Source organism: Acidaminococcales bacterium (assembly GCA_031290885.1).
Lineage (GTDB): Bacteria > Bacillota > Negativicutes > Acidaminococcales > JAISLQ01 > JAISLQ01.
The window spans coordinates 1-25,880 of the sequence record JAISLQ010000082.1 but is presented as its reverse complement, the minus strand read 5'-3'; the positions used below and the strand labels follow the sequence as shown (position 1 = coordinate 25,880).

Genomic DNA, 25,880 nt, shown 5'->3' with positions numbered 1-25,880 from the left:
TTTCCGCCCGTTGATCCGGTCAAACGTAAATTCCGGTTTTTGTTTTGCCCCAGTCCTTGGAGCGCACAATGTAAACAAACAAAACCGCCCTGATGGCCATGTCGAGAAAGGCGCAGCCCCAGCCGGTAACAACGTCAAACCAGCCTAATTGCTTTATCAGCAGGATCGCCGGTATGCGAAAACACCAAGTGCCGAAAATGACCACGTACATGGCGGTAACCGCATCGCCGCAGCCGCGCAGCACGCCGGGCAGCACCATGTCCACCGCCAGGAAGATCTGCTCCAAAGCGGCTATACGCATACAGCCAATGCCCCAGGCCAGCACCTGCGGGTCGTCGGTGAAAAACTGGGTCAGTTCCTCCGCAAAAAAGTAGAACACTACGCCGCAACAACCCATGACACACGCGCCGATGATACAGGTCAGCCACGCGTACTGCCTGGCCCGGTGCGTCAGCCCGCGGCCCAAGTTGTAGCCTACCAGGGTCATGGCCGCTATGCCGAAGGCCATGCCCGGCATGAAAGAAATTGATTCTATTTGCAGCGAAACATTGTGCCCGGCAAACTGCACCGCCCCGGCCGTCGCCATTAAAAGCACAAAGGTTATGCGCCCGCTTTGCAGGGCCACCTGTTCCATGCCCGCCGCCGAACTGACTTTCAGCACGCCGTAAATTATGTCGCGCCGCAACGGATAGATGTGCCGCCAGCGCAGCCCGAGCGTCCAGGAGGAACGCGTCGCGAGGAAACTGATCATTGACGCTAGCGCCTGCGAGGAAGCCATGCCGGCTATGGCATAGCTTACCCCGGCTTTAAAAACGAAAAGCAGGGTATAAGTTACGGACAAAGATATAAGCTGCCCCGCCACCGCTACCAGCATGGACACCCGTGTTTTTCCGGTAGCCCGTATGGAGGCGAGGCATACGCTGGTTACCGCTATGAAAGGAAGAAAAAAAGCCATCACGGCCAAAAAACCGTTCGCCATCTCAACAACAGCTGGATCCGGGCTGGCGGCGGCGATCAGGGATCGCCCGGCGTTGTAGCAAAAAGCCGCCGCCAGCGTACTGGCCGTTACCGCTATGACAAGCGACTGCCCGGCGATCCGCTGGGCCTCGTCTGCCCGCCGCGCGCCGTAGGCGCGCGCGACCAACGCGCCCGCGCCCGTGCCGGCGGCCGATATTACCATGGCACAGGTTGCCTGTAACATAGTGGCAAGCCCCACCGCCGCCATCTCAACCGCGCCGAAGCGTCCGACCATCGCGGTCGTCATCACCCCGCCGATAACCAAGCAGATCATCTCGCCCACCACCGGCCAGGATAAGAGCAAGATACGGCCAATCATATATTTGGTTATAATGCTTGGCGCATAAAAGGCCAGATTCATAGACTTTATCCTTTATGCTGTTCCGCGGCCAAAACTACGGTTCCTTTGCCCTGCCGCTTGGCCGCAAACCATCGCCGAATCCATGGATCCGTCTGTGTTTTGCGTTTCGCAGGGCGGCAAAGCAAACCGCAAATCTTATGTGTTTTAACCGGGAAGCGGCGCTATAGGCGCATAGCAAAAAACTGGCGCCTTTTCGCGCAGCCAAGCGGGAAGCGGCCGGGCAGCCGGTTTGCGGCGGAAAAACAGCCGTTGGGGATAGCGGCGGCGAGCCCCTCCTGCTATCCGGGCGCGGCCGCGCCGTGTATCAGCCGAGTATTTCGACCATGTCGCCGTTTTTGGCAAAACAGGCATTGCCCTCGTCCGTGTCAATATGAAATTCCGGGGCGTAGTTTGCCTTGACGCGCACCAGCACCGCCTCAAAAACAACCGGGCGCGCGCCGGAAACCCTTATGCGGACGCGCTCCCCGTCTTTCAGCCCGAAAGCCGCCGCAGTCGGCAGATCAAGATGTATGTGCCGCTCCGCGACGATCACGCCTTCCGTGATGGACAGTTCGCCCTTGGGCCCTATAATCTTTATCCCCGCCGAGCCTTTCAGATTGCCGGAATCCCTGAGCGGCGGGTTCAGCCCCAACGCGCGGGCGTCCGCCATCGCCAGCTCGATCTGCGTCTGTTTGCGCAGCGGCCCGATGACCCGCAGTCCGCGCAGCGTCGCTTTATCGGAAACCAAATCGACCTTTTCTTCGCTGGTAAATTCCCCCGGCTGCCCAAGATCCTTTATTTTGCGTAACTGGCTGCCCGTGCCGAAAAGGACATCCATTGCCCCGCGGTCCAAATGAATATGGCGCGCGGACACGCCCAATTTGATCATACGCACCACAAAGCCCCCCCTCGCAAAATTTTGCCCGCAACAGGCAAAAATAAAAATATACAATACTAACATCATTGTATATCATGTTCCGAATATTTTCAATCAACGCGAAAGTTCCCCGGGCGCGAATGTCGCCGCGCCGGGCCATGAGGCGGCGCTATTTGTCCCGCAACGCGGCGGGCCCTTTTTGACTGCGCAAAATTTTATACAGCGCCAGGGCGATCTCGAAATCAAACATGCTGTGGACAAGCGAACCCACGCCCACCAGCAGCAGGACGGAATGTACGAATCCTTGGGCGTAATAACCGCTGCCCGCGCCGCCGCTGAAATAAAAAGCGCCGACGACCGCGACTTCGCAAACCGCGTGCAGGACGCCGAGCAAAAAAGAGAAAACGCGCGCTTTTATGGCAAAAGACAGCGTTTCGGGCCGGCGGTTGAGGTATATGCCGCCGACGATGGCGAAAACTATGTGGCTGGCGGCGCGAAGCGCAATCACGGGCGGAAAGGTGAGGAAAAAGCCCAGCGTCGTGCCGGCCGTTACGGCGGCCGCGATGCCGGGGGAGATCATCATGGCAATGAATATGGCCACATGGCTGGCCAATGTGAAAGAGGCCGGCTCAAGGACAATGCGCAGCGGCGAAAAAACCGGGATGGCGATCCCAATGGCGGTGAGCAGGGCGGCTATCGTCATTTTCCGCGTCGTCCAATAAATCATTTTCCGAGCATCCTTTCCATGTTTCGGAACTTGTCCATACGGCCTGAAATATTTGTACCCCTTGTTTTTTCAAAAATCCAAAGATTTTTTGCGGCAACGGACTGCGCGCCCCGCCTTCGGCTTGGAAGCCGCGCCGTTATGCAACGGGGCTTGTTCCGGCAGTCGAGGCAGCCATTTTTTTGCCGTCCGCTTGGCAATGCGCCCCATTTTTGTTGTAAAGCCGGCAAATTCAACATTTTTATCATAGTATGCCAAAGACGCGAAGTCAAGGGCAGGCAGGCCATTTGTAAACGTGAAGCGGAAAATTATAAAATCTTTTCGAGGACGAAAGTTTGGAATACGGACATATCCACGCCGATTTCCGAAACGATCGCAACGCTCGGCGCGGACGCCTTTGCGCTCCATTTGCGCGGCGGCGGCCACGGCGGGCTTGCCTTTGCCCCGGCTGATGATTTTGATGCTCAGGTGGCGGGTGGCCAGCGCGATACGCTCCTTGCCAAAATATAGGTTGGTTTAATCCTATGTTTGGAGTATAATAATATTGGCCAAAAACCGAATCGCGGCTGACATCCGTAATAATTTCACAGAGTGGGGTGGCCTTTATGACGCTTGACACAAATCTGCTTGTGCCAATGACCGAAGCCAATCAAAACTTTTCCAAAGTCGTGCGGCTTGTTGACGAGAGCGGCATGGCCGTAATTCTAAAAAATAACACGCCGCGTTATATGGTTTTGCGATTTTCGGAATATGATGAAATCCAAGCCGCGCGTCAAAAATTTATCGGCGCGACAGTTGATCATGTCATTGCCGAAAATCTCGAAGCCTTAAACAAACTCGCGCAATGATCATTCTGACCGCCCGCGAAATAATCGCGTTGCACTCAAAACTGATTGCGGCAACGGGCGGGAGCGGCGGTACGCGCCTTGTTTCGCGCAGTCTTTGGGCGGCGAGCCGCATCTTTGCGTCCACGATTTGCGGTGTGGGCGTCCCGGAAGATCAAGACATCATGGAGATGTCCGCAGACGGCAGGAACGACGCAAAAACATAGGTGAAGCAGAACATGAAAAGATACACGCCGCATCAAGCGCGCTACTTTGCGGAGCAGATTCTGCGCAGTCAATTCTCGAAAACTTTGACGCTGAAGTGGCGGCGCTGCTTAAAACGTGCGACGAACGGACACGCGCCGGCCTTGACCGGTTTGGCCGTTGGCTCTCTAACTTCTTTGCCGCATGGGGTTCGCCGGACGTTGCCGAGCTTGACGCCGCGCGCTTTGCCTACAAAGGCAAAACATACAATGCGCGGTGGAAAGACGCCGAGGAACGCGGCGAGGCGTTCCTTCGCGCTCGCCGATAGGGTGGCTATGCGGGGGGGGGATTAACGCTCTCAAGGCAAGGGAAAAGAAAATGAAACGCGAGATATATGACCGTGAGGACGAAATAGAAGCGGAGAACGCCCGCCGCAGGGCGCGAGCAAAGCCAGAATGAACGGCGCGAGCCGTACGGAACACGTCATGACCATCGCGTTTGCGATAAATTGAGGAGGACGCGCATAAATGCAAAAACTGGAACTCACTTGGATCGGCAAGGGCGACGAACCCGCCGTCGAGCCGCGCGCACGCCGCAATCCGGGAACGCGTGTTGATGCCCAACCCGAACATGGAACAAATGAAGATGCGCAAGTTCGCAGATAGGAGATAATATGTCCGACAATAAAATCCGTTGCTCTTGGGGCGACACTTGGGCAAGCGGCAAGGACAGCGACCCGCAAATGCGTGATTATCACGACAACGAATGGGGCAAGCCCTGCCGCGATGAGCGAAAGCTGTTTGAAATGCTGACCTTGGAAGGAGCGCAAGCCGGGCTGTCGTGGGCAACGATTCTCCACAAGCGCGAGAACTACCGCGCCGCCTTTGACGATTGGGACATCGCCAAAATCGCCGCCTATGACGAGGCTAAAATCGCGCAATTGCTTGCCAATCAGGGGATTGTCCGTAATCGGCTGAAAATCCGCTCTGCCGTAACAAACGCGCAGGCAACGCTGAAACTCGGTTCGCTCTCCGACTTCATTTGGGGCTACGTTGACGGCAAACCGATAGATAACGGTTGGGCGCAAATGTCGGATGTTCCGGCGAAAACGGAGCTCTCCGACCGTATCAGCAAAGACATGAAAAAACTGGGCTTCAAATTTGTTGGGAGCACGATTGTTTACAGCTACCTGCAAGCTGTCGGCGTGGTGAACGACCACATCGAAAGCTGCGCATTCAGGGGCGGGCAAAGTGACGCGACGCGGATTAATCGGCATCCGCCTCGAGCTGCCGCAAGCGTAGGAGGGCTGCCCGTTTGACGCGGTTGCGCCGGCAACAATGCACCAAGCGAACAAGAAGATGTTCGCGCTTGTGGGCGAAACGGGCGGGCGAAAGGCTTTTTGACGCGAACAATCGCGGGCGGCGACGTTAGCGCGGTTGAAATGCACGAAAAGGCAAGCAGTTTTTGTAAATTGAGAGCGAGGACTTGAAACCATGCTGTTTGAATACAAACTTGACGCGCCCAAGCAGAATTTCTACAATATCACGGCGCAAGTCCGCGAAGCGGCCAGCAAAAGCGGCGTAACGAACGGCGCTGCCGTGGTTTACTGCCCTCACACGACGGCGGGCGTTACGATAAACGAGAATGCCGACCCGGACGTGGTTCGCGACTTGCTGTTCTCGCTTGACAAGACTTTCCCCGACCGACCGGAGTTCCGGCACTCCGAGGGCAATAGTGCGGCGCACTTGAAAGCGAGCGCAATCGGTTCAAGCGTGACCGTGATTGTTGACGGCGGCAAACTTTTGTTGGGTACGTGGCAGAGCATATACTTTTGCGAGTTTGACCCGCCGCGAAGCCGAAAATTTTATGTGAAGGTGATTTGATTATGAAATCATGCCGCAAAGAGCTGCACTTTAATACCAAGACGCGCCGCGCCTACGTCAATATTACGCCGCAGGTCGAAGCCGCGCTTGCCGAGAGCGGAATCCGCGAGGGCTTGTGCCTTGTGAACGCGATGAACATCACCGCGAGCGTGTTCATTAACGACAACGAGAGCGGCCTGCACCATGACTTCGAGCGATGGCTTGAAAAGCTCGCTCCGGAGAAGCCCTATAAACAATATGACCATAATGGTTACGAGGACAACGCCGATGCGCACCTCAAACGCTCCGTGATGGGGCGCGAAGTCGTCGTGGCCGTGACGGACGGCACACTCGACTTCGGGACGTGGGAGCAAATCTTCTACGGCGAGTTCGACGGCATGCGCGACAAGCGCGTGCTCGTGAAGATTATCGGGGAGTAACCTATGATGCAAGTAACCGGAACACACAACACGGCCATCTGCTACACGGGCGAGCTTGAATCCGCCGCCTTTAAGCAAATCAAGGCGGTCTGCGACCGCGCCGAGTTCGCGGGCTGCAAAATCCGCATAATGCCTGATGTTCACGCCGGAAAAGGCTGTACTATCGGCACGACAATGACGATAACCGACAAAATCGTGCCGGGCATGGTCGGCGTGGATATCGGCTGCGGTATGGAAACGGTCAAACTTGCGGAGCGCGCGATTGATTTTGCAGATCTCGACAACCTCATTCGCCGCGAGATACCGAGCGGGCGCGAAGTTCGCGACACGCCTCACCCGCTGAACGGCGAAATCAATCTTGGCGAACTGCGCTGTATCCGTGAGGTCAACGCCAATCGCGCAACGCGGAGCATCGGCACACTCGGCGGCGGCAACCACTTCATTGAGGTTGGCCGCGCCGATAGCGGCGAGCTTTATCTTGTCGTCCACTCCGGCAGCCGGCACATCGGCACGGAAGTCGCGGACTACTATCAGGACGAAGCGTACAGGACGCTCTGCGGCAACTCCAAGGCGCAGATAGCCGACACAGTCGCCGCGCTCAAAGCCGAGGGGCGCGACCGCGAGATTGCGGACACAATCAAGCGGCTGAAAAACGAAGTCAACCGCGAAATCGGATCGATACCGAAAGACCTTGCCTACGTCAGCGGCGCGTTGTTCGACGACTATGTCCATGATATGAGGATAATTCAGCGGTTCGCCGTGCTTAACCGCCGGGCGATGACCGAGGTTATCCTGCGCGGCATGAAACTCACCGAAGCCGGCCGCTTCACGACGATTCACAACTACATCGACACGGACGCGATGATACTCCGCAAAGGCTCCGTGTCCGCAAAAGCGGGCGAGCGTCTGCTGATACCGATAAACATGCGCGACGGCAGTCTTATCTGCGTTGGCAAGGGCAACGACGATTGGAATCAGTCAGCCCCGCACGGCGCGGGACGGCTGATGAGCCGCTCGGCGGCGTTCAAAACGCTGTCTATGGACGAGTACGCCGCCGAGATGAACGGAATTTTCACAACGTCCGTGAACAGCCGGACGCTTGACGAGTCGCCGATGGCGTACAAAAGCATCGACGAAATCATCAGGCACATCGCCCCGACCGCCGACATTATCGCGCGTGTGCGCCCGGTGTATAACTTCAAGGCGTGCGAATGAACTTAATGAATTGGAAAAGGGATGGCAAAGATCCACTCCAATTGCGTCCTGCCCAAGAAGCGTTTCAAACTAAGCCCTTTGAGCAAGGCGGACAAGCTCCGCAACCACGACATTTCAAGCCGGCGCGTGCAACGGGCATGTGATTGGCTTTGTCAAGCGCTTCAGAATCGTTGCTGAACGTTACCGCAGCCGCAGGAAACGTCTTGCTCTCCGCTTCAGCTTGATTTGCAGGTTGTGTAATTTTGACAGAGCCGTTTAGTCGCGCAGGATGTCTACTGTCAAACGGGGCGGCGGCTGGCGTGTTTACTATTTTGCGTATCTGTGGTAAAATATCCCCGCAGCAACTTATGGGCGTTGAAAGGGGTATCCTGATGTCCGGTCATTCAAAATGGGCCAATATAAAGCACCGCAAGGGCAAAGCGGACGCCATAAAAGGCAAGCTTACCACTAAAATATCGCGTGAAATAACGATTGCCGTCAAAATGGGCGGAACGGACCCTATCGGCAACACCCGCCTGAAACTGGCCTTGCAAAAGGCCAAGTCGAACAACGTGCCCAAGGAAAATATTCAGCGGGCGGTCCAGAAGGGGCAAGGGGCGCTTGACGGTTCCGATTACGAGGAAATAACTTACGAGGGTTATGGCGCCGCCGGGGTTGCCGTCATAGTGGCGGCGCTCACTGACAACCGCAACCGCACGGCAGCCGAGATAAGGCATCTGTTTTCCAAATACGGCGGCAATCTCGGCGAAACAGGCTGCGTTGGCTGGATGTTCAAGCGCCGCGGCCTTTTTGTGGTGGAACGCGCAGCCTGCGCGCAGGAAGAAGAATTGATGCTCATAGCGCTTGATGCCGGGGCGGATGACCTTAAAACCGAAGCGGACGCTTACGAAATAATTGTCCGGCCGGAAGGCTTCGACCAAGTGGAAAAGGCCTTGGCGGACAATAATATTGAAGTCGCCTCGGCGGAAATCGCGCTGATACCGGACAATTACACCGCCGTTAACGGCGCGGACGCCGAACGGATAGAAAAAATGCTGGAAGCGCTGGAAGATTTGGACGATGTTCAGGATGTGTTTTCCAATGCGGATTTGCCGGACATTTTAGGCGAATGATTAGGATGGCGCTTATTTTTTGTCGGCCATTTCCCGGCCTGCCGCGCGGCGGCCGGGGCGGGGCGTTTCTGCGTAGGCGGCGGGGAGATGCGCGATGACGCTCGCGCTTGGCATAGACCCCGGAACTGCCATATGCGGCTTTGGCCTTGTCGAGGCGCAAAACGGCCGTCTGCGGCCTGTGCGTTTCGGCGCGGTCACTACCGACAAACAGTGCCCGCCGCAGGAACGGCTGGCCATTATTTACGCCGAGCTGACAAAAATCATCACAGAGTATGATCCTGACCTTATGGCGGTGGAACAGCTTTTCTTTAACCGCAACGTCACGACCGCCATGACGGTCGGGCAGGCGCGGGGCGTCATACTGCTGGCCGCCGCCCACCGAAAAATCAAAGTCGCCGAATACACGCCGCTGCAAATCAAGCAGGCGGTTACGGGCTACGGGAACGCCACCAAGGAGCAGGTAACTTTTATGATCCAGAGAATTTTGGGGATCAAGGAAAAACCAAGGCCGGACGATGCCGCCGATGCCCTGGCGGCGGCGATCTGCGCCCTGCATTTTGCCGGCGGGGGGTAAACGTGATAGGTTCTCTGAAAGGACAGGTAACGCTTGTAACGCCGGAATATTCCATAGTGGAAACCGGCGGCGTGGGCTACCGCGTCTTTATGACTTCGCCGTCGCTGTCCAAACTGGAACTTGACCGGCAAGCGAAGCTCTATGTGCATACGGCCGTGCGGGAAGACGCCATTTGCCTTTACGGCTTTTTTGACTACGACGAATACAAGCTTTTCCTCATTTTGCTGGGCGTAAGCGGCATAGGGCCGCGCGGCGCTTTGGGCATACTGTCTTTTACCGCGCCGGACGCTTTCAGGGTGGCGGTGCTGCGCCAGGATGTCAAGGCGCTCACGCGACTGCCGGGCGTGGGAAAAAAAACTGCCGAGCGCCTGTTGCTGGAATTGCGCGACAAGCTGGGCGTTTCGGCCGAGGGCAAAGATTCTCCGGCGGACGGCTTTTCGGACGGCGCCGCCTCCGGCGCCCGCGACGAGGCGGCCCAGGCCTTGCTGGCGCTTGGCTATTCCGGCGGCGAAATAATGCCCGTATTGAAAAAGGTGGACACGGGGCTGATGACAACGCAGGAAATTGTCAAAGCCGCGCTGAAAGGATTGTCCGGGAGGTAAAATGGACGAGGAACGGATAATCAGCGGCGACGGGCAAGAAGGCGACCGGTGGCAGTACAGCCTGCGCCCGCGCCGGCTGGCCGAATATATCGGGCAAAGCCGCATCAAGGACAATTTGTCCGTATTTATCAAAGCGGCCGGCGAGCGCAAAGAAGCGCTTGACCATGTTTTGCTTTTTGGCCCGCCCGGGCTTGGCAAAACGACGCTGGCCGGAATTATCGCCAACGAGCTGGGGGTAAACTTTCGGATCACCTCCGGCCCGGCAATCGAGCGCCAGGGCGACTTGGCCGCACTGCTGACCAACCTGCCGGAAAACGGCGTGCTTTTCATTGATGAGATACACCGCCTGTCCAAAACCGTGGAAGAAGTGCTTTATTCCGCTATGGAGGATTTCGCGCTGGACATTATCATCGGCAAAGGGCCGAGCGCGCGTTCCATCCGCCTGGACTTGCCTAAGTTCACCCTGATCGGGGCAACCACCAGGGCGGGCGCTTTGGCGGGACCCTTGCGCGATCGCTTTGGCGTCAGCTGCCGCATGGAATATTACAATGCCGATGAATTGCGGTTGATCCTTGAGCGGTCGGCCGATGTGCTTTGCGTGGAGATAGACGGCGCGGGAGCGGACGAAATTGCCGCGCGAGCGCGCGGGACGCCGCGGGTGGCCAACCGGCTGTTAAAGCGCGTGCGCGACTTTGCGCAAGTGGACGGCTGCCGGATCATTACCGCGGAAGTGGCGGACAGGGCGCTGGGGCGGCTGGAAGTGGACAAACTCGGGCTTGACCGCAACGACCGCAGGCTGCTTACCGCTTTGGTCAAAACCTTCTCCGGCGGGCCGGTGGGGGTAGAGGCCTTGGCGACCGCCATAAACGAAGAAGCGGAGACAGTTGAAGATGTTTACGAGCCTTTTCTGATGCAGCTGGGTTTTTTGCAGCGGACAGCGCGCGGCCGGGTCGCCGCCGCTACGGCCTATCATTACCTCGGCGTTTCGCCAAAGGAACGGGAAACATGAGCGGCGATCTGTTGCTGCATGCTTGCTGCGCGCCCTGCTCGATTTTCCCGTCCGCCTTTTTGCGCGGCAAAGGAAGGGATTTTACCCTATATTTTTTCAACCCCAACATACAGCCTTACCGGGAGTTTAAACGGCGGCTGGCCGCTTTGCGCGAATTCGCCGCTGCGGGCGGGATAAAACTTGCCGTCGACAAAAGTTATCCTTTAGAAGATTTCTTGGTTTGCGCCCTGCGCGAACCTATAATCCGCTGTCATTACTGCTACAAACTGAGGATGCGCAAAACGGCCGAATTTGCCGCCAACAACGGCTACGGCGCTTTTTCCGCCACGCTTTTGGGCAGCCCTTACCAGCGGCACGACGAGATTGCCGGTTTCGCGCGGGCGGCGGCGGCGGAATTTGGCGTAAGTTTTGAGTATTACGATTTTCGCCCCGGGTTCTGCGAGGGGGAAAAAACAAGCCGCGCCTGCGGCATGTACCGGCAGTCTTACTGCGGCTGCGTTTTCAGCGAGCGCGACCGTTATGAAAAGAAAAGGAAGAAGTGAACTTTATGGGCAAGACATTGATGTCAATTGGGGCGGCGCTTTTGGTTTTGGGCGCGCTTGTCCATTTCGGCGGCAAGTTTTTCCCACTCTTTCATCTGCCCGGCGACATCAGGATACAGAGGGAAAATTTCAGCTTCAGTTTTCCTGTTGTCAGTTGTATACTAATCAGCGTAGTGCTGTCTTTTGTGTTCAATTTCTTGACCCGCAGGTGAAAGCGCGATGACAAAACGGACTTTCTTGGCTTTTTTTTTGTTGGTTTTTTGGGGGACAAGCGCCCTGGCCGCGACCGGCCCCAATATTAGGGTAAGCGTGGTAACAGGGCAGCGTTCGGCGCTCATTGCCGCCCAAACCGCCCTGTTTTCAGCCCGGCTGGACAGCGGCGAATTTTTGGATTTTTTGCCTGAAGCCAAACACCTGCTGACGGCGGAAAACGGATTTTTGAAAATTGACGGACGCCTTACCGCCGGGAAAAGCGTTACTATAACATCCGAAACTGCCGGCAGCGCGGCCGAGGTCAACCGAAAGGTTTTTCGCGGCGCTTTCAAAGTCAGCATAGCGGCCGGCGGCGAAGCCCTCAATGTAGTGAACGTCCTGCCGGTAGAAGAATACCTTTACGGCACCGTGCCCAATGAAATACCGCCGCTTTGGCCGGAGGAGGCGATGAGGGCGCAGGCGGTGATCAGCCGTACCATAGCCTTTTGCGCCATAGCCGGCGGGCGGCAAAAAGATTTTGATCTTCCCGCTTTGTATCAAGGCAACGCTTATTACGGCCGGGATATTGAGCGGCCTGAGATAACGGAGGCGATCAGGGCGACCGCCGGGCAGGTCGTTATCCGGCAAGGCGAACCCATCCGGGCGTTTTTCCATGCCGCCGGCGGCGGGCGCACCGAAGAACTGGCTGCATTGCCCTATATCCGGTCGGTCGTTGATTATGACCAAGATTGCCCGGATTTTGAATGGAAAAAGACCTTCAACGTGAAATTTGTTGATGAGCGGCTCAAATACGCCGGGCATGGAGACATCGGCCGGTTGCGGGGATTTGAGTTTTCCGCCCTGGAAGGCGCCGAAACGCCGGACAGGGGAAAATCCGGGCGGCTCGTCAGCATAAAGGTGCTTGGCGATCGCGGCTTCGCCGTTATTAAGGGGGAAGAATTCGCCGCAATGTTAGATCTGCCGAGCGGCGCTTTTGACATCGCCATAGCCAATCTTTTGCCGGAATCTATTGACGTGCCGATCTCCGATCCTTACGGCAACGTCGTGGGCGTAAAAAAAATACCGGTCACGGTAAACGCCGAACCGATTTTCCCCGCCGGCCGGCCGCTGGCGCAAAGAGTATCCTGGGCGGACAATGAAAAAATCATCGTCAAGGGACGCGGCAAAGGAAGCGGCCTCGGCTACAGCCAATGGGGCGGGCGCGGGCTCGCGCTGGCGGGCAAAAGCCACGGGGAGATTCTCGGACATTATTTCCCGGGCACGCAGATCGGAAAAATGTATTAGGGCGCGCCAAGCGGCAGCGCCAACGTGCCCTCTGCGTCCCCAAAGAACGTATCGCCGTTATTTGCCCGAAAGCAGGAAAACAAATGCTTGTCAAAGATTTTGATTATCGCCTGCCGGCGGAAAAAATAGCCCAAACCCCCGCCAACCCGCGCGATCACTCGCGCCTTATGGTCATGGACAGGCAAACCGGTTTTTTTTCGCACCGGCGTTTTTACGACATAACGGAATATTTGCAAGGCAACGACATATTAGTGTTCAACGATACCAAAGTCATACCGGCTCGGCTTTTCGGGCGCAAAGCCAGCGGCGCCAGGATAGAGGTCCTGCTTTTGCGCCGTTTGGACGGCGGCGATTGGGAAATATTGGCGCGGCCGGGCAAAAAAGCAAAGGCAGGCGATTTTTTGGATTTTGGCGGCGGCATAAGTTGCCAAATAATTGGAAAAACTGATTTTGGCGGCCGGACAGCGCGATTTTATCACGAAGGGGACTTCGCGAAAGCGCTGGAAAAGATTGGCGAAGTGCCTTTGCCGCCTTACATTCACACAAAAATAAAAGACTTTTCCCTCTACCAGACTGTATACGCGAAGGTGGAAGGCTCGGCGGCCGCGCCCACGGCCGGCCTTCATTTTACCGAAGGGCTGTTGGCAAAAATAAAGGCCGCGGGGATAAAATCCGCCTTTGTTACCCTGCACGTAGGGCTTGGCACTTTCCGGCCGGTCAGCGCGGAAAACGTGGACGAACACGTGATGCACAGCGAATATTACAGCGTGAGCGCGCAAACGGCGGAAGAAATCAACGCGGCCAGAAAAAAAGGCGGCCGGGTGATTGCCATCGGCACGACTTGCGCCCGCGTATTGGAGAGCGCGGGCGCGGGCGGCCGTATGCGGGCGGCGGCCGGGCAGACGGACATATTTATTTATCCCGGTTATCAATTTAAAATCATGGACGCCCTCGTTACCAATTTTCATTTGCCGCAAAGTACGCTTCTTATGCTGGCAAGTGCTTTTTGCCGGCGCGAATTCATGCTTGCCGCCTATCGGGAAGCTATTGAGCAGGACTATCGGTTTTTCAGCTTCGGCGACGCCATGCTCATCGTTTGAGCCGCATATTTGCCGGAAGAAGGGATGGAAGGCTTTTGCCGCCGGTATATATAAAAATAAGCAAAGAATGCCCGGTTACCGGCGCGCGCGCCGGCATGCTGCACACGCCGCGCGGCAGCTTTCCAACGCCGCTTTTCATGCCGGTGGGCACGCAGGCCGCAGTCAAGACGCTTTCGCCGGAAGAAATTAAAGGGACAGGAGCCGATGTCATCCTGGCCAATACCTATCATCTTTTTTTGCGCCCGGGCGAGGGCGTAGTGGCAAAAGCCGGCGGCCTGCACCAATTCATGAATTGGGACAGGGGGATTTTAACCGACAGCGGCGGCTTCCAAGTATTCAGCTTAGGCGCGCTGCGCAAGATAACGGAGGAAGGGGTGGCTTTCCGGTCGCACATCGATGGCTCGCGGCAAACGCTCACGCCGGAGCGGGCGACAAAAATACAGGAGGCGCTGGGCGCCGATATAATAATGGCTTTTGACGAATGTATCCCCTATCCGGCGGATTACGCTTACGCGCTTTCTTCCACCGAACGCACCGGGCGCTGGGCGCTGCGTTGCGCTAAAGCAAAAACGCGCGGCGAGCAGGCTCTTTTCGCCATAGTGCAGGGCGGCGCATATGGCGATCTGCGCCGGATGAGCGCCGAACGCATGGCGGAATTGGATCTGCCGGGCTACGGCATAGGCGGCTTGAGCGTCGGCGAGCCCAAAGAGGTGATGTACGAAATGCTTGGCGCGGTTACGGACTGCCTGCCGAAGGAAAAGCCGCGCTACCTCATGGGCGTCGGCACGCCGGATTGCCTAGTGGAAGCCGTCGCGTTGGGCGTGGACATGTTTGACTGCGTTTTCCCGACCCGGGTGGCGCGTAACGGCATGGCCATGACCTACCGGGGGCGCCTGCCGCTAAAAAACGCCCGCTACGCCGAAGATTTCCTGCCGATTGAACCGGGCTGCGGCTGCTACGCCTGCCGCAACTATTCGCGCTCTTATATAAGGCATTTGCTGAAAGCCGGGGAAACTTTCGCGCCGCGCCTCCTGTCTTTGCATAATTTATATTTTATCGCGCGGTTTATGCGCGATGTCCGGTCGGCCATAATAAAGGGCAATTTCCCAGAATTCAGAAAAAATTTTTTAGAAAAATGGCAACATTGACAGGTATTTTAATATAATTGTCGAATAGGCTACAAAGAGTTGTCAAGCAATTATGAGAGAGCAAGTATGAGAGGTGTATTTATGGAATCATTTTTGCAGGATCCGGCGCTTTTTAATATTGGCATAATTCTATTCATGTGCGTAATGTTTTATTTTCTTATCATCCGGCCGCAGAAAAAAGAAGAACGCAAAAGGGAAATGTTTCAAAACAGCCTGAAAAAGGGCGACAAAGTGGTAACGGCCGGCGGCATATTCGGCGTGATCACGGCGATGAGCGAACAAAAGATAACTTTGCGTGCGGCGGAAAAAGTCGAAATAGATTTTTCCCGCAGCGCGATCGTGCGTTTTCAAGACTTAACCAAGCAAGAATTGGCTGAAAACGAAATGAAAGATAAAAAATAAGTGGTTTTGTGTCATGGAGGGCGAAAAGGAAATTATCAGGCAAAAATTCGCGGCCATACGCGACAGCTACGATCCGCAATGGCTTGAGGAAAAAAGCCGCGCGGTGTGCGCGCGCTTGCTGGAATGGCCGGTATTTGCCGAGGCCGTCCATATCATGGGCTATCTATCTTTCGGCCAGGAGGTTGCGCTTGACGGGTTTTTGCGGCAAGCCGCCGCGCTGGGCAAAAAAGTTTATGTTCCTTATGTGCCGCCGTCCGGCCGAAAAATCATGCGCGCCGTCCGGCTGCGTTCCTTTTCCGGGCTTGTCTTGGGGCGCTACGGAATAAGGGCGCCGGAAAACGCCGATGTTTTTATAGACCCGGAGCGGCTGGACTTAGTGCTGGCGCCCGGTCTTGCATTTACGGAAAAAGGCGGCAGGCTGGGCATGGGCGCCGGCTATTATGACCGCTTCTTGGCGGATTTGAGCGAAACCGTCAAAGCGGGGATAACCCTGACCCCGCAGATCGCGCCAAGTCTGCCATTGGCAAACAGTGACGTAAATATGGATTTTTTGGTGAGCGAACGGGGCATAACGGCTTGCCGGCGGATTTAGAAAACGGAGGCGAAAACATTGCGCTGGAACAGTATGATGAGGTTTCTCATTACCGCGCTGGCTATAACGGGCGTATTTTTTTATTATATAACCCCCCTGGCTTTGTCCATCAAGCAGGGGCTTGATTTGCAGGGAGGCACCCATGTCGTGCTTGAAGCGGTGGATACTCCCGACGCGCCGGTAAGCGACGACGCTTTAAACCGCGTGGTCAGGATAATCGAACGGCGGGTAAATGAACTCGGGCTTACGGAACCGCTCATTCAGCGGCAGGGTTCAAGGCGGGTCATTGTCGAACTGCCGGGCATAAAAGATCCGGACGCGGCTATCGCCATGCTGGGGAAAACCGCCCTGCTGGAATTTAAAGACCCTTCGGGGAAGACGGCTTTGACCGGCAAAGACCTGCGGGATTCGCGCGCCCAAGCCGCCCCGGGGCAGGGTGCCCAAGTATCGCTTGAATTTACGGATGAAGGCGGGGAAGTCTTTTTCAATCTTACTTCGCTTAACGTAGGTAAAACTATCGCCATACTTTTGGACGGGCAGGTGCTCACCGCTCCGGTCGTCAATGAACCGATACGCGGCGGCAAGGCCGTTATCACCGGCAGCCGCACCATAGAGGAAGCGGAGCAGTTGGCGATACTCCTGCGCAGCGGCGCTTTGCCGGTGAAAATGCAAGTAATCGAAAATCGGACGGTCGGCCCGACCCTCGGGCAGGACTCCAAAGACAAAAGCGCGCAAGCCTTTGTCATCGGAATTGCCGGCATCGTCATTTTCATGCTCGCTTATTATCGCTTGTCGGGGCTGGTGGCCACGATAGCCCTTTTGCTTTACGTGTTGCTGCTCCTTCTGGCTATGAAACTGCTCCAGGCTACGCTTACCCTGCCGGGAATCGCCGGCATCATCCTCGGCATCGGCATGGCGGTGGACGCCAACGTCCTCATTTTTGAACGGTTCAAGGAAGAACTGTATGCGGGCAGAACCTTGCGCTCGGCGATTGATGCCGGGTTCAGCCGGGCCTTTGCCACGATTTTGGATTCAAATGTTACGACGCTTTTTGTGGCCGGCGTGCTGTTTTATATGGGAACGGGCCCTGTGCGGGGCTTTGCCGTTACTTTGGCGCTGGGCATTGTCCTTAGCATGTTTACTGCCATTACCGTAACCAAATTTATGCTTAAATCGCTCATCGGCAGCGGCATTTTCAAAAGCGGCAGGATTCTCGGGGCATAGGAAAGGATTTACTTGACTGATGAAAATATTTCCGATCACAGAAAAAAGAAAAATATGGTTTGCCATCTCCGCCATAGTTGTGGCGGTTGGTCTCGTTTCAATGTTTGTCCGCGGCTTTAACCTCGGGATAGACTTTACCGGCGGCAGCCTGCTGGAACTGAAATTTACAAAACCCGTCACCATTGAAGAAATACGGGAAGTATTGCGGGCGCACGGCCTGGAAAACAGCGTAATACAATTGGCCGGCGAAACCGGCCGGGCCGACGGAAACAGTACGGTGCTTATCCGCACGGCGGCCTTGGACGACTCGGCGCGAAAAAAAGTTACCGATGACCTGGCCGCTAAAGCGGGTGCTTTCGACGTACTGCGCATAGAAAACGTCGGCGCCGTGCTCGGCGGGGAAATCACCCGGCAAGCGGTCGTTGCCATAGCGCTTTCCTGGCTTTTGATGATTGCCTACATAACCTGGCGCTTTGAGTTCAAGTTCGCCATCGCCTCAATTATCGCCCTTTTGCAGGACGTCATGGCCGTACTGACCTTTTTCTCGCTTTTTCAGGTCGAGATTGACGCTACTTTCGTTGCCGCGCTGCTTACCATCATCGGCTATTCCATAAACGACACCATCGTCATTTTTGACCGGATAAGGGAAAACATGCGCACTTTCCGGCGTTCCGACTCCCTGACCGCGCTGGCCGACAAAAGCATCCGGCAAACGCTGGCCCGTTCCATATATACCGTATTGACCGTGCTTTTTGTTACGGCGGCGCTTTACTGCTTCGGCGGCGACACCACGCGCAATTTTTCTTTGGCGCTGCTCGTGGGGCTGGTTTTCGGCAGTTACACATCCATTTTCTGCGCCGGTTCTTTCTGGGTCGAACTGAACAGCCGCAAACTGAAATCGGTTAAATGAACAATGAACTGCGGGGCAAAATCCCCGCAAAAGCCGGCTATATATTTATCCGGGAGGTTTTAACATGCCCTTCATTATCGTAACCATGCTGATATGCATGGTCGTAGCGGTTTTTGCCTTGCAAAACGCGGTGGTCGTGCCGGTAAAATTCATTTTTTTTCAGCAGGAAGCGTCGTTGGTGCTGGTGATCCTCGCCTCGGCCTTTTTGGGCCTTCTTGTGGGCGTTTCTTTTACCATGTACCTCAAAGTGAAACACTTTTGGGAAGGCCGCAAAAAAAATGAAACAATTAAAATCCTTACCGACGAAAAGATTCTGCTGGAAAAAAAGATAGAAGAATTGGAGAAAGCGGCGCAGCCCGTCCCCGATAACGCGCCCCCAGAAAATTGACGAAAGCCGATCATGTTTCCTGTTAAAAAATGGATACTGCCCAACACAAATAAAAGCGCCGCCGCAGAACTTGCCCAAGCGGCCGGCATCTCGCAAACGGCCGCCGGGATACTTTTGGCGCGCGGCATCGAAAATCCCGCCCAAGCGCGGGATTTTCTTTATGGCCGCAAAGAGCCCTTTTACTCGCCCTGGCTGCTGAAAGACATGGAAAAGGCGGCTGCGCGCATCGTCCGGGCACTGGAGAAGGGGGAGAGAATCTGCCTTTACGGCGACTACGATGTGGACGGGGTAACGGCCGTTTCGCTTTTATACCGCTTTTTCCGGGACTTTGCCTATCCTGTCGAATACTGTATACCGGACAGACAAACGGAAGGGTACGGACTTAACGGCAATACCTTGCGACAGATCGCCGCCGGCGGCGCGGCGCTGGTCATAACGGTGGATTGCGGCGTAAGCGCGGTCGAGGAAATAAAAAACGCCCCGCCGGGGCTGGATGTCATCATCACCGACCACCATACCCCGCCCGCCGAACTGCCGGCATCTTACGCGCTTATCAACCCCAAACAGACCGGCTGCCCTTATCCTTGCAAGGAATTGGCCGGCGTGGGGGTAGCCTTCAAGCTATGCCAGGGGCTTTGGCAAAAACTAAAAAACGCCGACGAATTTTGGACAGGCTCAATCGAACTGGCGGCCTTGGGCACGGTCGCCGACATAGTGCCTCTGTTTGACGAAAACAGGGAAATAGCGCGCTTGGGGATAAAAGCGCTCAACAATACGGACAACGTGGGTCTGCGGCATTTGATCAAGGAGGCGCGGCTGGAGGGGCGCGCGATAGGCGCCGGCGACATAAGTTTTGGCCTGGCGCCCCGCCTAAACGCTTCCGGCCGGCTGTCCAGCGCGCGGCGCGGCGTGGAACTGTTGACCACCGACGATCCCCATTGCGCCGGCGAACTGGCGCAGCAGCTCGAACAAGAGAACGCGCAAAGGCAAAGCATTGAAAAGCAAATATTTGCCGAAGCCGAAGAGTTGCTCATAAAGCAGGGCGGAGCGCGGGAATTCTTGGTGCTGGCCGGAAACGGCTGGCACCCCGGCGTCATAGGCATAGTAGCTTCCCGGCTGGTTGAGCGTTACAATGCCCCCGCCGCGCTAATCAGCGTCAGCGGCGGCGACGATGTTTGCAAAGCGTCTTGCCGGAGCATAAGCCGCTTCAACATGTACGAGGCGCTCTCTTATGCCGGGGAGCACCTTCTGCGCTACGGCGGCCATGCCCAGGCGGCCGGCTTTTCCATCAAAAAAGATAAAATAGCGGACTTTTCCCGGACGGTAATTGAATATGCCCGCAACAACCTCACTGCTGACGACTATTTGCCGCGGCAGCGGATCGACATGGAAATTGACGGGCTTTGCGCGATTGACGGACGGCTTTTGCGTGAATTGTCGGCGCTTGAGCCTTTCGGCGCGGGAAACCCCGAACCCGTGCTGGCGGCAAAAGAAGTCCTGGCCAGAAACATAACCGTTATCGGCAGGGACAAACAGCATCTTAAATTCAGAGCCTGCGGCGGCGGCCGCGACTTGCCGGTTATTATGTGGCGCGGGGGCGGCTGGAAAGATATTGTTTACGAGGAAAGCAAATTAGGGATTGCCTTTAAACCGAAAGAAGACGAATGGAACAAAGTCAAAACGATCACCTTGATCGCTTCCGATTTGAAGCCTCGCCATATAGTATACGATTTTAGAGGCGGCGCCGGTTTTGACCGTATCGGCTACCTTAAAGAATTGGCCGCCCGCCGCGCGGAGATTTTTGTTTACTGCCCTGACCGGGAATGTCAAGAAAAATTGGCCGCCGTTTTGCCGGATACGGCCAAGTTTGACCTTGCGGCTGCTGCGGCGGCCACGGACGCGGCTTTCGCCCAACCGCCCTTTGCGGCACTGGATGATCAAAATTTTTGGTGCGCCCTGCGTAAACTCTCTATCAAAACGGCGCATTTGCTGTATAATATAGATGATGTCAACAATCGGCTTGACCTTCTGGCGTCGCTCCAGCCGGACGCGGAATTCTTGCGCGGCGTGTATAGGCACCTGCGCGCCTTAGGCGGCGCGTCCGCCGAGGAGTTGCCGCGCCTGGCGGAAGGGCGCCCATTGGCGGCCGTAACCGCCGCCTTGCAAATATTGCGGGAAATCGGGGCGATCCGTGAAAGCGCGGGCAGCTTCTTTTTGTCGCCGTTAAATGGCGGTACTAAACTTAGCCTTGACCTTTCGGATACTTACCGGCAAAAGATCAAAGACGCCGAACGTGCCCGTTCGGCGCTTGCGCAATGTATCAGCCTCAGCCGTGAAGAAATGGCGCGCCTGGTTTTTGGGGAATGAGCGGCTGTTTCCTGTCTTGGGAGGAAAAATGCGGGAAAAAGAACTTGCTGCGCCGGATTTATTGTTTGCGCAGTTGGAAACATACCTTGCGCCGGAACAGATAGCAGTCCTGAAAAGAGCCTATGACATTGCCCTGTCCGCCCATAAAGGGCAAAAACGCGCTTCCGGCGAAGACTATATAGTGCATCCCCTCGGAGTGGCCTATATCCTGGCAATGCTGCAGCTTGACGCCGACAGCGTCGCTGCGGCGCTTTTGCATGACGTCGTGGAAGACACGGACGCCACCCTCGAAAGCATTAAAGAAGGTTTCGGGGCGGAAGTCGCCTTGCTGGTGGACGGCCTGACCAAATTGGGCAAAATCGAATACCTTTCCAAAGAAGACCAGCAGGCGGAAAACTACCGTAAAATGTTTCTGGCTATGGCGAAAGACATCAGGGTGGTGCTGATCAAACTGGCCGATCGGCTGCACAACATGCGCACCCTCGTTTACATGCCGCCGGAAAAACAAAAATCCATCGCCCGTGAAACGCTGGAGCTGTTTGCCCCGCTGGCGCACCGGCTGGGCATATATACCATCAAATGGGAACTGGAGGATCTTGCTTTCCGTTATCTCGAACCTGCCATCTACGCCGGCCTTGTCGATGAAGTAAAAGCGCAAAGGCGCGAGCGCGAGAGCATCATCGACCAGGCCATGGCGACGCTGAAAAACGAACTGGACAAAGTAAACATTGAATGCCGCACGCACGGCCGGGCAAAAAACATTTACAGCATCTATCGGAAAATGCAGCGCGACCATAAAGAACTTAGTGAAATATATGACATTTTGGCGGTCCGGGTACTGGTCGGCAGCGTCAAAGACTGCTACGGCGCCCTCGGCGTCGCGCACACCATCTGGAAGCCCATGCCCGGCCGCTTCAAAGACTATATAGCCATGCCCAAGTCCAATATGTACCAATCGCTGCATACTACCGTTATGTCAAACCAGGGGCAGCCGCTGGAAATACAAATCAGGACGTTTGAAATGCACCGCATTTCCGAATACGGCATCGCCGCGCACTGGCGCTACAAAGAAGGCGGCAAATCCGCGAGCAAGTCTTTTGAGGAAAAACTCTCCTGGCTTCGGCAAATGCTGGAATGGCACAAAGACATGCGCGACACCAAGGAATTTATCGACACCGTAAAAACCGACGTTTTCACCGAAGAAGAAGTATTTGTCTTTACGCCGCGCGGCGACGTGATTGATCTGCCGGCCGGCGCCGTGCCGGTGGATTTTGCTTACAGGATACATACCGACGTCGGCAACCGCTGCATAGGCGCGAAAGTCAACGGGCGCATAATGCCGTTGGAATACAAACTCTCAAACGGCGACATTGTCGAAATCATCACCTCGAAACAGGCCAACGGGCCGAGCCGCGACTGGCTGAACATTGTCGCCTCCTCGGACAGCAAAAGCAAAATACGCGCCTGGTTCAAAAAAGCGCGGCGGGAGGAAAACATAGCCAAAGGGCGCGAACTCCTGGAACGCGAAAGCAAAAGATTGGGCTATGAAACAAAGGCCTTCCTGAAATCCGAACGGCTGAAGAACCTCGCGGCCAAGATGAACCTCGTTTCGGAAGACAACCTGCTGGCATCGCTTGGCTATGGTGGGCTGACCGTCCCCGGCGTCATTACGAAACTTGTCGAAATGCACAAAGCCGAACTCAAAGTGGACATGCCCCAGGAAATATCGCAGATGCTTTCCGAACTAAAGCCCAAAGGCGGCAAAAGCAAAGCGAGCCAAGGCATATTGGTCAAAGGCGAGTCCGGCCTGATGGTCAGGTTGGCCAGATGCTGCAACCCTGTGCCCGGCGACAGCATAATCGGCTACATCACGCGCGGCCGCGGCGTGTCCGTACACCGCCGCGACTGCCTGAACGTCCTCAACAGCGATGATGAATTTGCCCGCATGATCGACGTAAGCTGGGACGCCGACCCCAATTCCCTGTACCGCGTCAACATTGAAGCCCTGACTACCGACAGACCGGGCGTGCTGGCGGAAATAGTCAGCGTCCCCTCCGACATAAAAGTCAATGTGAGCGCGCTCAAAGTAAAGACCAACCACCGGAACAAAACGGCCAATCTTTCCATGGAACTGGAAATAAACGATCTCAGCCAATTAGAACATATTATCAGCAAAATGAGGCGCTTCAAAGATGTCATAAGCGTTGAGCGCCATTCGGCGAAAGGCGAATGAACGGCATGCGCGCGGTTGTGCAAAGAGTAACAAACGCTTGGGTGGACGTCGCCGGCGTCCGGGCGGCGCGGATAGACAGGGGGCTGGCCGCGCTTTTGGGCGTGGAAAAGGGCGATACCGAAGAAGACGCGGCCTATTTAGCGGAAAAAATCGTCAACCTGCGCATATTTGACGATGGCGGCGGAAAAATGAACCTGTCGCTCAAGGACATAAAAGGCCAGTTGCTGGCAGTATCTCAATTTACCCTGCTGGCGGACTGCCGCCGCGGCCGGCGGCCGGGATTTGACGCCGCCGCGCCGCCGGATGACGCCAAGCGGCTTTATGAAAAATTTGCCGCCATTTGCGCCAAGGCCGTTTCTGTGCAAACAGGACGGTTCCGGGAAGAAATGTTTGTCGGGCTGGTCAATCACGGGCCTGTTACCATACTGCTTGACAGCAGAAAGACGTTTTAAAATTTTTGCCGCAGGGCGGCCGCCTTACAGTCGCTCGTTCGCGCCGGTATTTCAGCGGGGAGGGTTTATTTATGAAAATAATACTTTTGGAAGTAGGGGCTTTGGGCACGGACTGCTATATAGCGGCCAACGAAAAAGAAAAGCGCGGCGTGATCATAGATCCGGGCGCGGACGCCCGCCGCATCCTCCAAACAGTCAAAGACGAGGGATTGACAATCGAAGCCATTTTGCTCACCCACGGCCATTCCGACCATATCGGGGCGCTGAAGGAAGTCGCCGGGGCCTTGAAAGTGCCGGTGATGATCGGGGAGAAAGACGCGAACATGCTCACCAGCGCACGGATTAACCTTTCCGCCTTTATGGGGGAAAACATAACCTGCGACAAAGCCAGCCGCCTGCTCAAAGACGGCGAAATAATTGAGGTTGCCGGGCTGTCTTTTGAAGTTATGGCAACTCCCGGGCACACCCCTGGCGGCTGCTGTTTTAAATGCGGGGACGTCGTGTTCTGCGGCGACACGATATTTTGCGAATCCATTGGCCGCACCGATTTTCCCGGCGGTTCCTATTCCCAACTGCTGCAGTCGATCAAAAGCAAAATACTCACCCTTGCGGACGGCGTCAAGCTTCTGCCCGGACACGGCCCGGCTACCGAGGTAGGGTGGGAACGCCGCATGAACCCCTTTTTGCAGTAAAAACAAGCAATCCCCCGCCGGGGTAAGCGAGGGACTGCTTGTTTGTTTGGGGGATATAAAGTAGAACAAAAAAGTGTTGGGGGACTTTTTTGTTAAGGGGGATAGCGTCGTTAAGCTTTGGCGAGCAACTCGCCAAACTTCTTGCATTCTTCGCCTTCCGGGGCGCCGTTGACCATCAGGCCGTCCGCTGCCAGCAAGCAGCCGGCGGCCGACATTTTTTCCTGCCATTCGCGCATCCAGCGGCCATCGCCCCAGCCGTAAGAACCAAAAAGGGCGACTTTTTTATTTTTCAGCGTCGGCAGCACGTTCTCCAGAAACGGGCTGAACTCATATTCCTCCAATGCTTCGTCGCCCATGGAGGGGCAGCCGAGAACCACGAGATCGGCGCCATGGACGTCGCCGGCTGCCGCCGCGCCGACAGCCTTTGCCTCGACTTGGGCGCCGGCCGCCGCCGCTCCTTCGGCGATAAACTTCGCCATAGCTTCGGTATTGCCTGTACCGCTCCAATAAACAAGAGAAATCTTCATCTTTTTGGACACCGCCTATAAAATTTTTCAACAATCAAATTATACCGTACGGCCGGCCGCCGTCAGCCTGCTTTCAAAAGGGCAATCGCGGCATCCGCCGGCACTTCGCTGTTCAAAAGGCAAGCCGCCCGCCTTTTGGCTTCGTCGATCGCGGAGAACTTTCGCCGCGCCGCTTCCACATCATGATACACCTTCCAATAGCGGCAAAGCGCGAAATTCTTGCCGCCAAACCGTATAAAAGCAGCTACGTCGGGTGCTGGGTAACCGAGGAAAACGCCGACTTCGTGCGGGAAATCCCGCTGCCCCATCCGACTTGCCAATTGATTGAGCAAAGACTCCGCGCCGTCTTTGACGGCGTAGCCGCCGTTCCCGAGCAAGCCCAACGCCTCCGGATCGGACAGGGCATTTTCCAAAAGGCTGCGGTCATAAAACAAAAGACAGGCGCGCCCCCGGGTCGACCAAAGCTCCCGGCAGGACAAACTAAGTCCTTGCAGCAGGGCGCCTTTTTCCCTTTCCCAGCAACCGGAAAGGCAAGGCTCGGTCAATATCACTATTTCCGCCGGCTTGACTTTTTTTAAAACCGGCGACAACGTAAACGCCAGCATCCGCAAAACGTACTCGCGGCCATCACATTTAGGCAGGTCGGAGAGAAAACGCGCTATTTCCGGCATAGCCAGCTCCTTGCTACAAACGCGCTTAGTTAGTCTTAGATAACTAAAGGGCATTTAATTTAGTTAGCCGCAACTAACTAAACATAGAATACCAGTTCCGATTTTGTTTGTCAATAGGCAAACCAAAAAATTCGCGAATTTTTTTGGGCGGTTCATTGCAATATCAAATGCAACAAATTTCCCATAGGGCTTGGCATGCACCAATCCTTGTATTGCCATGGCTTAGGCAAGGGGATTATGCCGCGATTGCCTCTTTGATTTTCATAAGCTCTTGCGCGAACGCTTCCGCAGGCGTCATGCAGCCTAAAATCTTCCTCGGCAGATTGTCGTTCCAC

Annotated in this window: 29 protein-coding genes; 24 read left to right on the top strand and 5 right to left on the bottom strand. The window is 55.7% G+C overall.

The window, feature by feature from the left end:
* Positions 1 to 19 precede the first annotated feature (19 nt).
* The 3 genes from LBO03_10330 to LBO03_10320 all read right to left on the bottom strand — a co-directional run bounded on the left by LBO03_10330 (position 20) and on the right by LBO03_10320 (position 2,961).
* Positions 20 to 1,378 (bottom strand): MATE family efflux transporter, encoded by a 1,359-nt coding sequence (locus LBO03_10330; GenBank protein ID MDR3349970.1) that lies wholly within the window; start codon positions 1,376 to 1,378, stop codon positions 20 to 22.
* 304 nt (positions 1,379 to 1,682) lie between these two features.
* On the bottom strand, positions 1,683 to 2,246 hold the full coding sequence (gene pduL / locus LBO03_10325) for a phosphate propanoyltransferase (protein ID MDR3349969.1): 564 nt from the start codon (positions 2,244 to 2,246) through the stop codon (positions 1,683 to 1,685).
* A gap of 157 nt (positions 2,247 to 2,403) precedes the next feature.
* Positions 2,404 to 2,961, bottom strand: a complete 558-nt coding sequence (locus LBO03_10320) for a hypothetical protein (GenBank protein ID MDR3349968.1) — start codon at positions 2,959 to 2,961, stop codon at positions 2,404 to 2,406.
* A gap of 602 nt (positions 2,962 to 3,563) precedes the next feature.
* Here LBO03_10320 and LBO03_10315 point away from each other — a divergent pair.
* The 24 genes from LBO03_10315 (at position 3,564) to LBO03_10200 (ending at position 24,347) form a co-directional block, all read left to right on the top strand.
* On the top strand, positions 3,564 to 3,806 hold the full coding sequence (locus tag LBO03_10315; GenBank protein ID MDR3349967.1) for a type II toxin-antitoxin system Phd/YefM family antitoxin: 243 nt from the start codon (positions 3,564 to 3,566) through the stop codon (positions 3,804 to 3,806).
* 707 nt (positions 3,807 to 4,513) lie between these two features.
* A complete protein-coding gene (locus LBO03_10310) occupies positions 4,514 to 4,651 on the top strand; it encodes a hypothetical protein (protein MDR3349966.1) in 138 nt (45 codons plus the stop codon).
* Between the two features lie 8 nt (positions 4,652 to 4,659).
* Entirely contained in the window at positions 4,660 to 5,304 is a 645-nt protein-coding gene (locus LBO03_10305) for a DNA-3-methyladenine glycosylase I (protein MDR3349965.1), read from the top strand.
* A gap of 175 nt (positions 5,305 to 5,479) precedes the next feature.
* Complete coding sequence (locus tag LBO03_10300) at positions 5,480 to 5,869, top strand: secondary thiamine-phosphate synthase enzyme YjbQ (GenBank protein ID MDR3349964.1); 390 nt, start codon at positions 5,480 to 5,482, stop codon at positions 5,867 to 5,869.
* 2 nt (positions 5,870 to 5,871) lie between these two features.
* Positions 5,872 to 6,288 carry a secondary thiamine-phosphate synthase enzyme YjbQ gene (locus LBO03_10295; GenBank protein MDR3349963.1) on the top strand — a complete coding sequence of 139 codons (417 nt, stop codon included), beginning with the start codon at positions 5,872 to 5,874 and terminating at the stop codon, positions 6,286 to 6,288.
* A 3-nt stretch (positions 6,289 to 6,291) separates the two neighbouring features.
* The gene (locus tag LBO03_10290; protein MDR3349962.1) at positions 6,292 to 7,503 is read left to right on the top strand and encodes an RtcB family protein; all 1,212 of its coding nucleotides are present in this window, start codon (positions 6,292 to 6,294) and stop codon (positions 7,501 to 7,503) included.
* Positions 7,504 to 7,874: 371 nt separating this feature from the next.
* On the top strand, positions 7,875 to 8,615 hold the full coding sequence (locus tag LBO03_10285; GenBank protein MDR3349961.1) for a YebC/PmpR family DNA-binding transcriptional regulator: 741 nt from the start codon (positions 7,875 to 7,877) through the stop codon (positions 8,613 to 8,615).
* 94 nt (positions 8,616 to 8,709) lie between these two features.
* The gene (gene ruvC / locus LBO03_10280) at positions 8,710 to 9,189 is read left to right on the top strand and encodes a crossover junction endodeoxyribonuclease RuvC (protein MDR3349960.1); all 480 of its coding nucleotides are present in this window, start codon (positions 8,710 to 8,712) and stop codon (positions 9,187 to 9,189) included.
* A gap of 2 nt (positions 9,190 to 9,191) precedes the next feature.
* Positions 9,192 to 9,791 carry a Holliday junction branch migration protein RuvA gene (gene ruvA / locus LBO03_10275; protein MDR3349959.1) on the top strand — a complete coding sequence of 200 codons (600 nt, stop codon included), beginning with the start codon at positions 9,192 to 9,194 and terminating at the stop codon, positions 9,789 to 9,791.
* A 1-nt stretch (position 9,792) separates the two neighbouring features.
* The gene (ruvB, locus tag LBO03_10270) at positions 9,793 to 10,800 is read left to right on the top strand and encodes a Holliday junction branch migration DNA helicase RuvB (protein MDR3349958.1); all 1,008 of its coding nucleotides are present in this window, start codon (positions 9,793 to 9,795) and stop codon (positions 10,798 to 10,800) included.
* Complete coding sequence (locus tag LBO03_10265; protein MDR3349957.1) at positions 10,797 to 11,342, top strand: epoxyqueuosine reductase QueH; 546 nt, start codon at positions 10,797 to 10,799, stop codon at positions 11,340 to 11,342. The genes ruvB and LBO03_10265 overlap by 4 nt, the downstream gene beginning before the upstream one ends.
* A gap of 5 nt (positions 11,343 to 11,347) precedes the next feature.
* Positions 11,348 to 11,554: a DUF2905 domain-containing protein gene (locus tag LBO03_10260; protein ID MDR3349956.1), complete on the top strand. Its 207-nt coding sequence runs from the start codon at positions 11,348 to 11,350 to the stop codon at positions 11,552 to 11,554.
* Positions 11,555 to 11,561: 7 nt separating this feature from the next.
* Positions 11,562 to 12,839: a SpoIID/LytB domain-containing protein gene (locus tag LBO03_10255; GenBank protein ID MDR3349955.1), complete on the top strand. Its 1,278-nt coding sequence runs from the start codon at positions 11,562 to 11,564 to the stop codon at positions 12,837 to 12,839.
* An 83-nt stretch (positions 12,840 to 12,922) separates the two neighbouring features.
* Positions 12,923 to 13,939: a tRNA preQ1(34) S-adenosylmethionine ribosyltransferase-isomerase QueA gene (gene queA / locus LBO03_10250; protein ID MDR3349954.1), complete on the top strand. Its 1,017-nt coding sequence runs from the start codon at positions 12,923 to 12,925 to the stop codon at positions 13,937 to 13,939.
* A gap of 35 nt (positions 13,940 to 13,974) precedes the next feature.
* Complete coding sequence (gene tgt / locus LBO03_10245) at positions 13,975 to 15,087, top strand: tRNA guanosine(34) transglycosylase Tgt (GenBank protein MDR3349953.1); 1,113 nt, start codon at positions 13,975 to 13,977, stop codon at positions 15,085 to 15,087.
* 81 nt (positions 15,088 to 15,168) lie between these two features.
* Positions 15,169 to 15,489, top strand: coding sequence for a preprotein translocase subunit YajC (yajC, locus tag LBO03_10240; GenBank protein MDR3349952.1), 321 nt, complete (start codon positions 15,169 to 15,171; stop codon positions 15,487 to 15,489).
* Between the two features lie 13 nt (positions 15,490 to 15,502).
* On the top strand, positions 15,503 to 16,081 hold the full coding sequence (locus LBO03_10235; GenBank protein ID MDR3349951.1) for a 5-formyltetrahydrofolate cyclo-ligase: 579 nt from the start codon (positions 15,503 to 15,505) through the stop codon (positions 16,079 to 16,081).
* 18 nt (positions 16,082 to 16,099) lie between these two features.
* The gene (gene secD / locus LBO03_10230; GenBank protein MDR3349950.1) at positions 16,100 to 17,305 is read left to right on the top strand and encodes a protein translocase subunit SecD; all 1,206 of its coding nucleotides are present in this window, start codon (positions 16,100 to 16,102) and stop codon (positions 17,303 to 17,305) included.
* A gap of 19 nt (positions 17,306 to 17,324) precedes the next feature.
* The gene (gene secF, locus LBO03_10225; protein MDR3349949.1) at positions 17,325 to 18,215 is read left to right on the top strand and encodes a protein translocase subunit SecF; all 891 of its coding nucleotides are present in this window, start codon (positions 17,325 to 17,327) and stop codon (positions 18,213 to 18,215) included.
* 64 nt (positions 18,216 to 18,279) lie between these two features.
* Complete coding sequence (locus LBO03_10220; GenBank protein MDR3349948.1) at positions 18,280 to 18,603, top strand: LapA family protein; 324 nt, start codon at positions 18,280 to 18,282, stop codon at positions 18,601 to 18,603.
* A gap of 12 nt (positions 18,604 to 18,615) precedes the next feature.
* A complete protein-coding gene (gene recJ / locus LBO03_10215) occupies positions 18,616 to 20,970 on the top strand; it encodes a single-stranded-DNA-specific exonuclease RecJ (protein MDR3349947.1) in 2,355 nt (784 codons plus the stop codon).
* A 28-nt stretch (positions 20,971 to 20,998) separates the two neighbouring features.
* Positions 20,999 to 23,203: a bifunctional (p)ppGpp synthetase/guanosine-3',5'-bis(diphosphate) 3'-pyrophosphohydrolase gene (locus tag LBO03_10210; protein ID MDR3349946.1), complete on the top strand. Its 2,205-nt coding sequence runs from the start codon at positions 20,999 to 21,001 to the stop codon at positions 23,201 to 23,203.
* A gap of 5 nt (positions 23,204 to 23,208) precedes the next feature.
* Positions 23,209 to 23,655, top strand: a complete 447-nt coding sequence (gene dtd / locus LBO03_10205) for a D-tyrosyl-tRNA(Tyr) deacylase (GenBank protein ID MDR3349945.1) — start codon at positions 23,209 to 23,211, stop codon at positions 23,653 to 23,655.
* 71 nt (positions 23,656 to 23,726) lie between these two features.
* Positions 23,727 to 24,347, top strand: coding sequence for an MBL fold metallo-hydrolase (locus tag LBO03_10200; protein MDR3349944.1), 621 nt, complete (start codon positions 23,727 to 23,729; stop codon positions 24,345 to 24,347).
* Between the two features lie 110 nt (positions 24,348 to 24,457).
* Here LBO03_10200 and LBO03_10195 read toward each other — a convergent pair whose 3' ends face one another.
* Entirely contained in the window at positions 24,458 to 24,874 is a 417-nt protein-coding gene (locus LBO03_10195; GenBank protein MDR3349943.1) for a flavodoxin, read from the bottom strand.
* A gap of 62 nt (positions 24,875 to 24,936) precedes the next feature.
* Positions 24,937 to 25,545 (bottom strand): DUF3793 family protein, encoded by a 609-nt coding sequence (locus LBO03_10190; protein MDR3349942.1) that lies wholly within the window; start codon positions 25,543 to 25,545, stop codon positions 24,937 to 24,939.
* Between the last annotated feature and the right edge of the window lie 335 nt (positions 25,546 to 25,880).

Bases quoted from the DNA above. Each gene is read 5' to 3' on its own strand.
- LBO03_10265 (MDR3349957.1), top strand. From the start codon at position 10,797: ATGAGCGGCGATCTGTTGCTGCATGCTTGCTGCGCGCCCTGCTCGATT.
- LBO03_10330 (MDR3349970.1), bottom strand. From the start codon at position 1,378: ATGAATCTGGCCTTTTATGCGCCAAGCATTATAACCAAATATATGATT.
- LBO03_10300 (MDR3349964.1), top strand. From the start codon at position 5,480: ATGCTGTTTGAATACAAACTTGACGCGCCCAAGCAGAATTTCTACAAT.
- LBO03_10260 (MDR3349956.1), top strand. From the start codon at position 11,348: ATGGGCAAGACATTGATGTCAATTGGGGCGGCGCTTTTGGTTTTGGGC.
- LBO03_10295 (MDR3349963.1), top strand. From the start codon at position 5,872: ATGAAATCATGCCGCAAAGAGCTGCACTTTAATACCAAGACGCGCCGC.
- secF (MDR3349949.1), top strand. From the start codon at position 17,325: ATGAAAATATTTCCGATCACAGAAAAAAGAAAAATATGGTTTGCCATC.
- queA (MDR3349954.1), top strand. From the start codon at position 12,923: ATGCTTGTCAAAGATTTTGATTATCGCCTGCCGGCGGAAAAAATAGCC.
- LBO03_10305 (MDR3349965.1), top strand. From the start codon at position 4,660: ATGTCCGACAATAAAATCCGTTGCTCTTGGGGCGACACTTGGGCAAGC.
- recJ (MDR3349947.1), top strand. From the start codon at position 18,616: ATGTTTCCTGTTAAAAAATGGATACTGCCCAACACAAATAAAAGCGCC.
- LBO03_10210 (MDR3349946.1), top strand. From the start codon at position 20,999: ATGCGGGAAAAAGAACTTGCTGCGCCGGATTTATTGTTTGCGCAGTTG.
- LBO03_10220 (MDR3349948.1), top strand. From the start codon at position 18,280: ATGCCCTTCATTATCGTAACCATGCTGATATGCATGGTCGTAGCGGTT.
- LBO03_10200 (MDR3349944.1), top strand. From the start codon at position 23,727: ATGAAAATAATACTTTTGGAAGTAGGGGCTTTGGGCACGGACTGCTAT.
- LBO03_10310 (MDR3349966.1), top strand. From the start codon at position 4,514: ATGCAAAAACTGGAACTCACTTGGATCGGCAAGGGCGACGAACCCGCC.
- LBO03_10190 (MDR3349942.1), bottom strand. From the start codon at position 25,545: ATGCCGGAAATAGCGCGTTTTCTCTCCGACCTGCCTAAATGTGATGGC.
- LBO03_10285 (MDR3349961.1), top strand. From the start codon at position 7,875: ATGTCCGGTCATTCAAAATGGGCCAATATAAAGCACCGCAAGGGCAAA.
- LBO03_10315 (MDR3349967.1), top strand. From the start codon at position 3,564: ATGACGCTTGACACAAATCTGCTTGTGCCAATGACCGAAGCCAATCAA.
- yajC (MDR3349952.1), top strand. From the start codon at position 15,169: ATGGAATCATTTTTGCAGGATCCGGCGCTTTTTAATATTGGCATAATT.
- LBO03_10195 (MDR3349943.1), bottom strand. From the start codon at position 24,874: ATGAAGATTTCTCTTGTTTATTGGAGCGGTACAGGCAATACCGAAGCT.
- dtd (MDR3349945.1), top strand. From the start codon at position 23,209: ATGCGCGCGGTTGTGCAAAGAGTAACAAACGCTTGGGTGGACGTCGCC.
- ruvC (MDR3349960.1), top strand. From the start codon at position 8,710: ATGACGCTCGCGCTTGGCATAGACCCCGGAACTGCCATATGCGGCTTT.
- LBO03_10320 (MDR3349968.1), bottom strand. From the start codon at position 2,961: ATGATTTATTGGACGACGCGGAAAATGACGATAGCCGCCCTGCTCACC.
- LBO03_10255 (MDR3349955.1), top strand. From the start codon at position 11,562: ATGACAAAACGGACTTTCTTGGCTTTTTTTTTGTTGGTTTTTTGGGGG.
- LBO03_10235 (MDR3349951.1), top strand. From the start codon at position 15,503: ATGGAGGGCGAAAAGGAAATTATCAGGCAAAAATTCGCGGCCATACGC.
- pduL (MDR3349969.1), bottom strand. From the start codon at position 2,246: ATGATCAAATTGGGCGTGTCCGCGCGCCATATTCATTTGGACCGCGGG.
- LBO03_10290 (MDR3349962.1), top strand. From the start codon at position 6,292: ATGATGCAAGTAACCGGAACACACAACACGGCCATCTGCTACACGGGC.
- ruvB (MDR3349958.1), top strand. From the start codon at position 9,793: ATGGACGAGGAACGGATAATCAGCGGCGACGGGCAAGAAGGCGACCGG.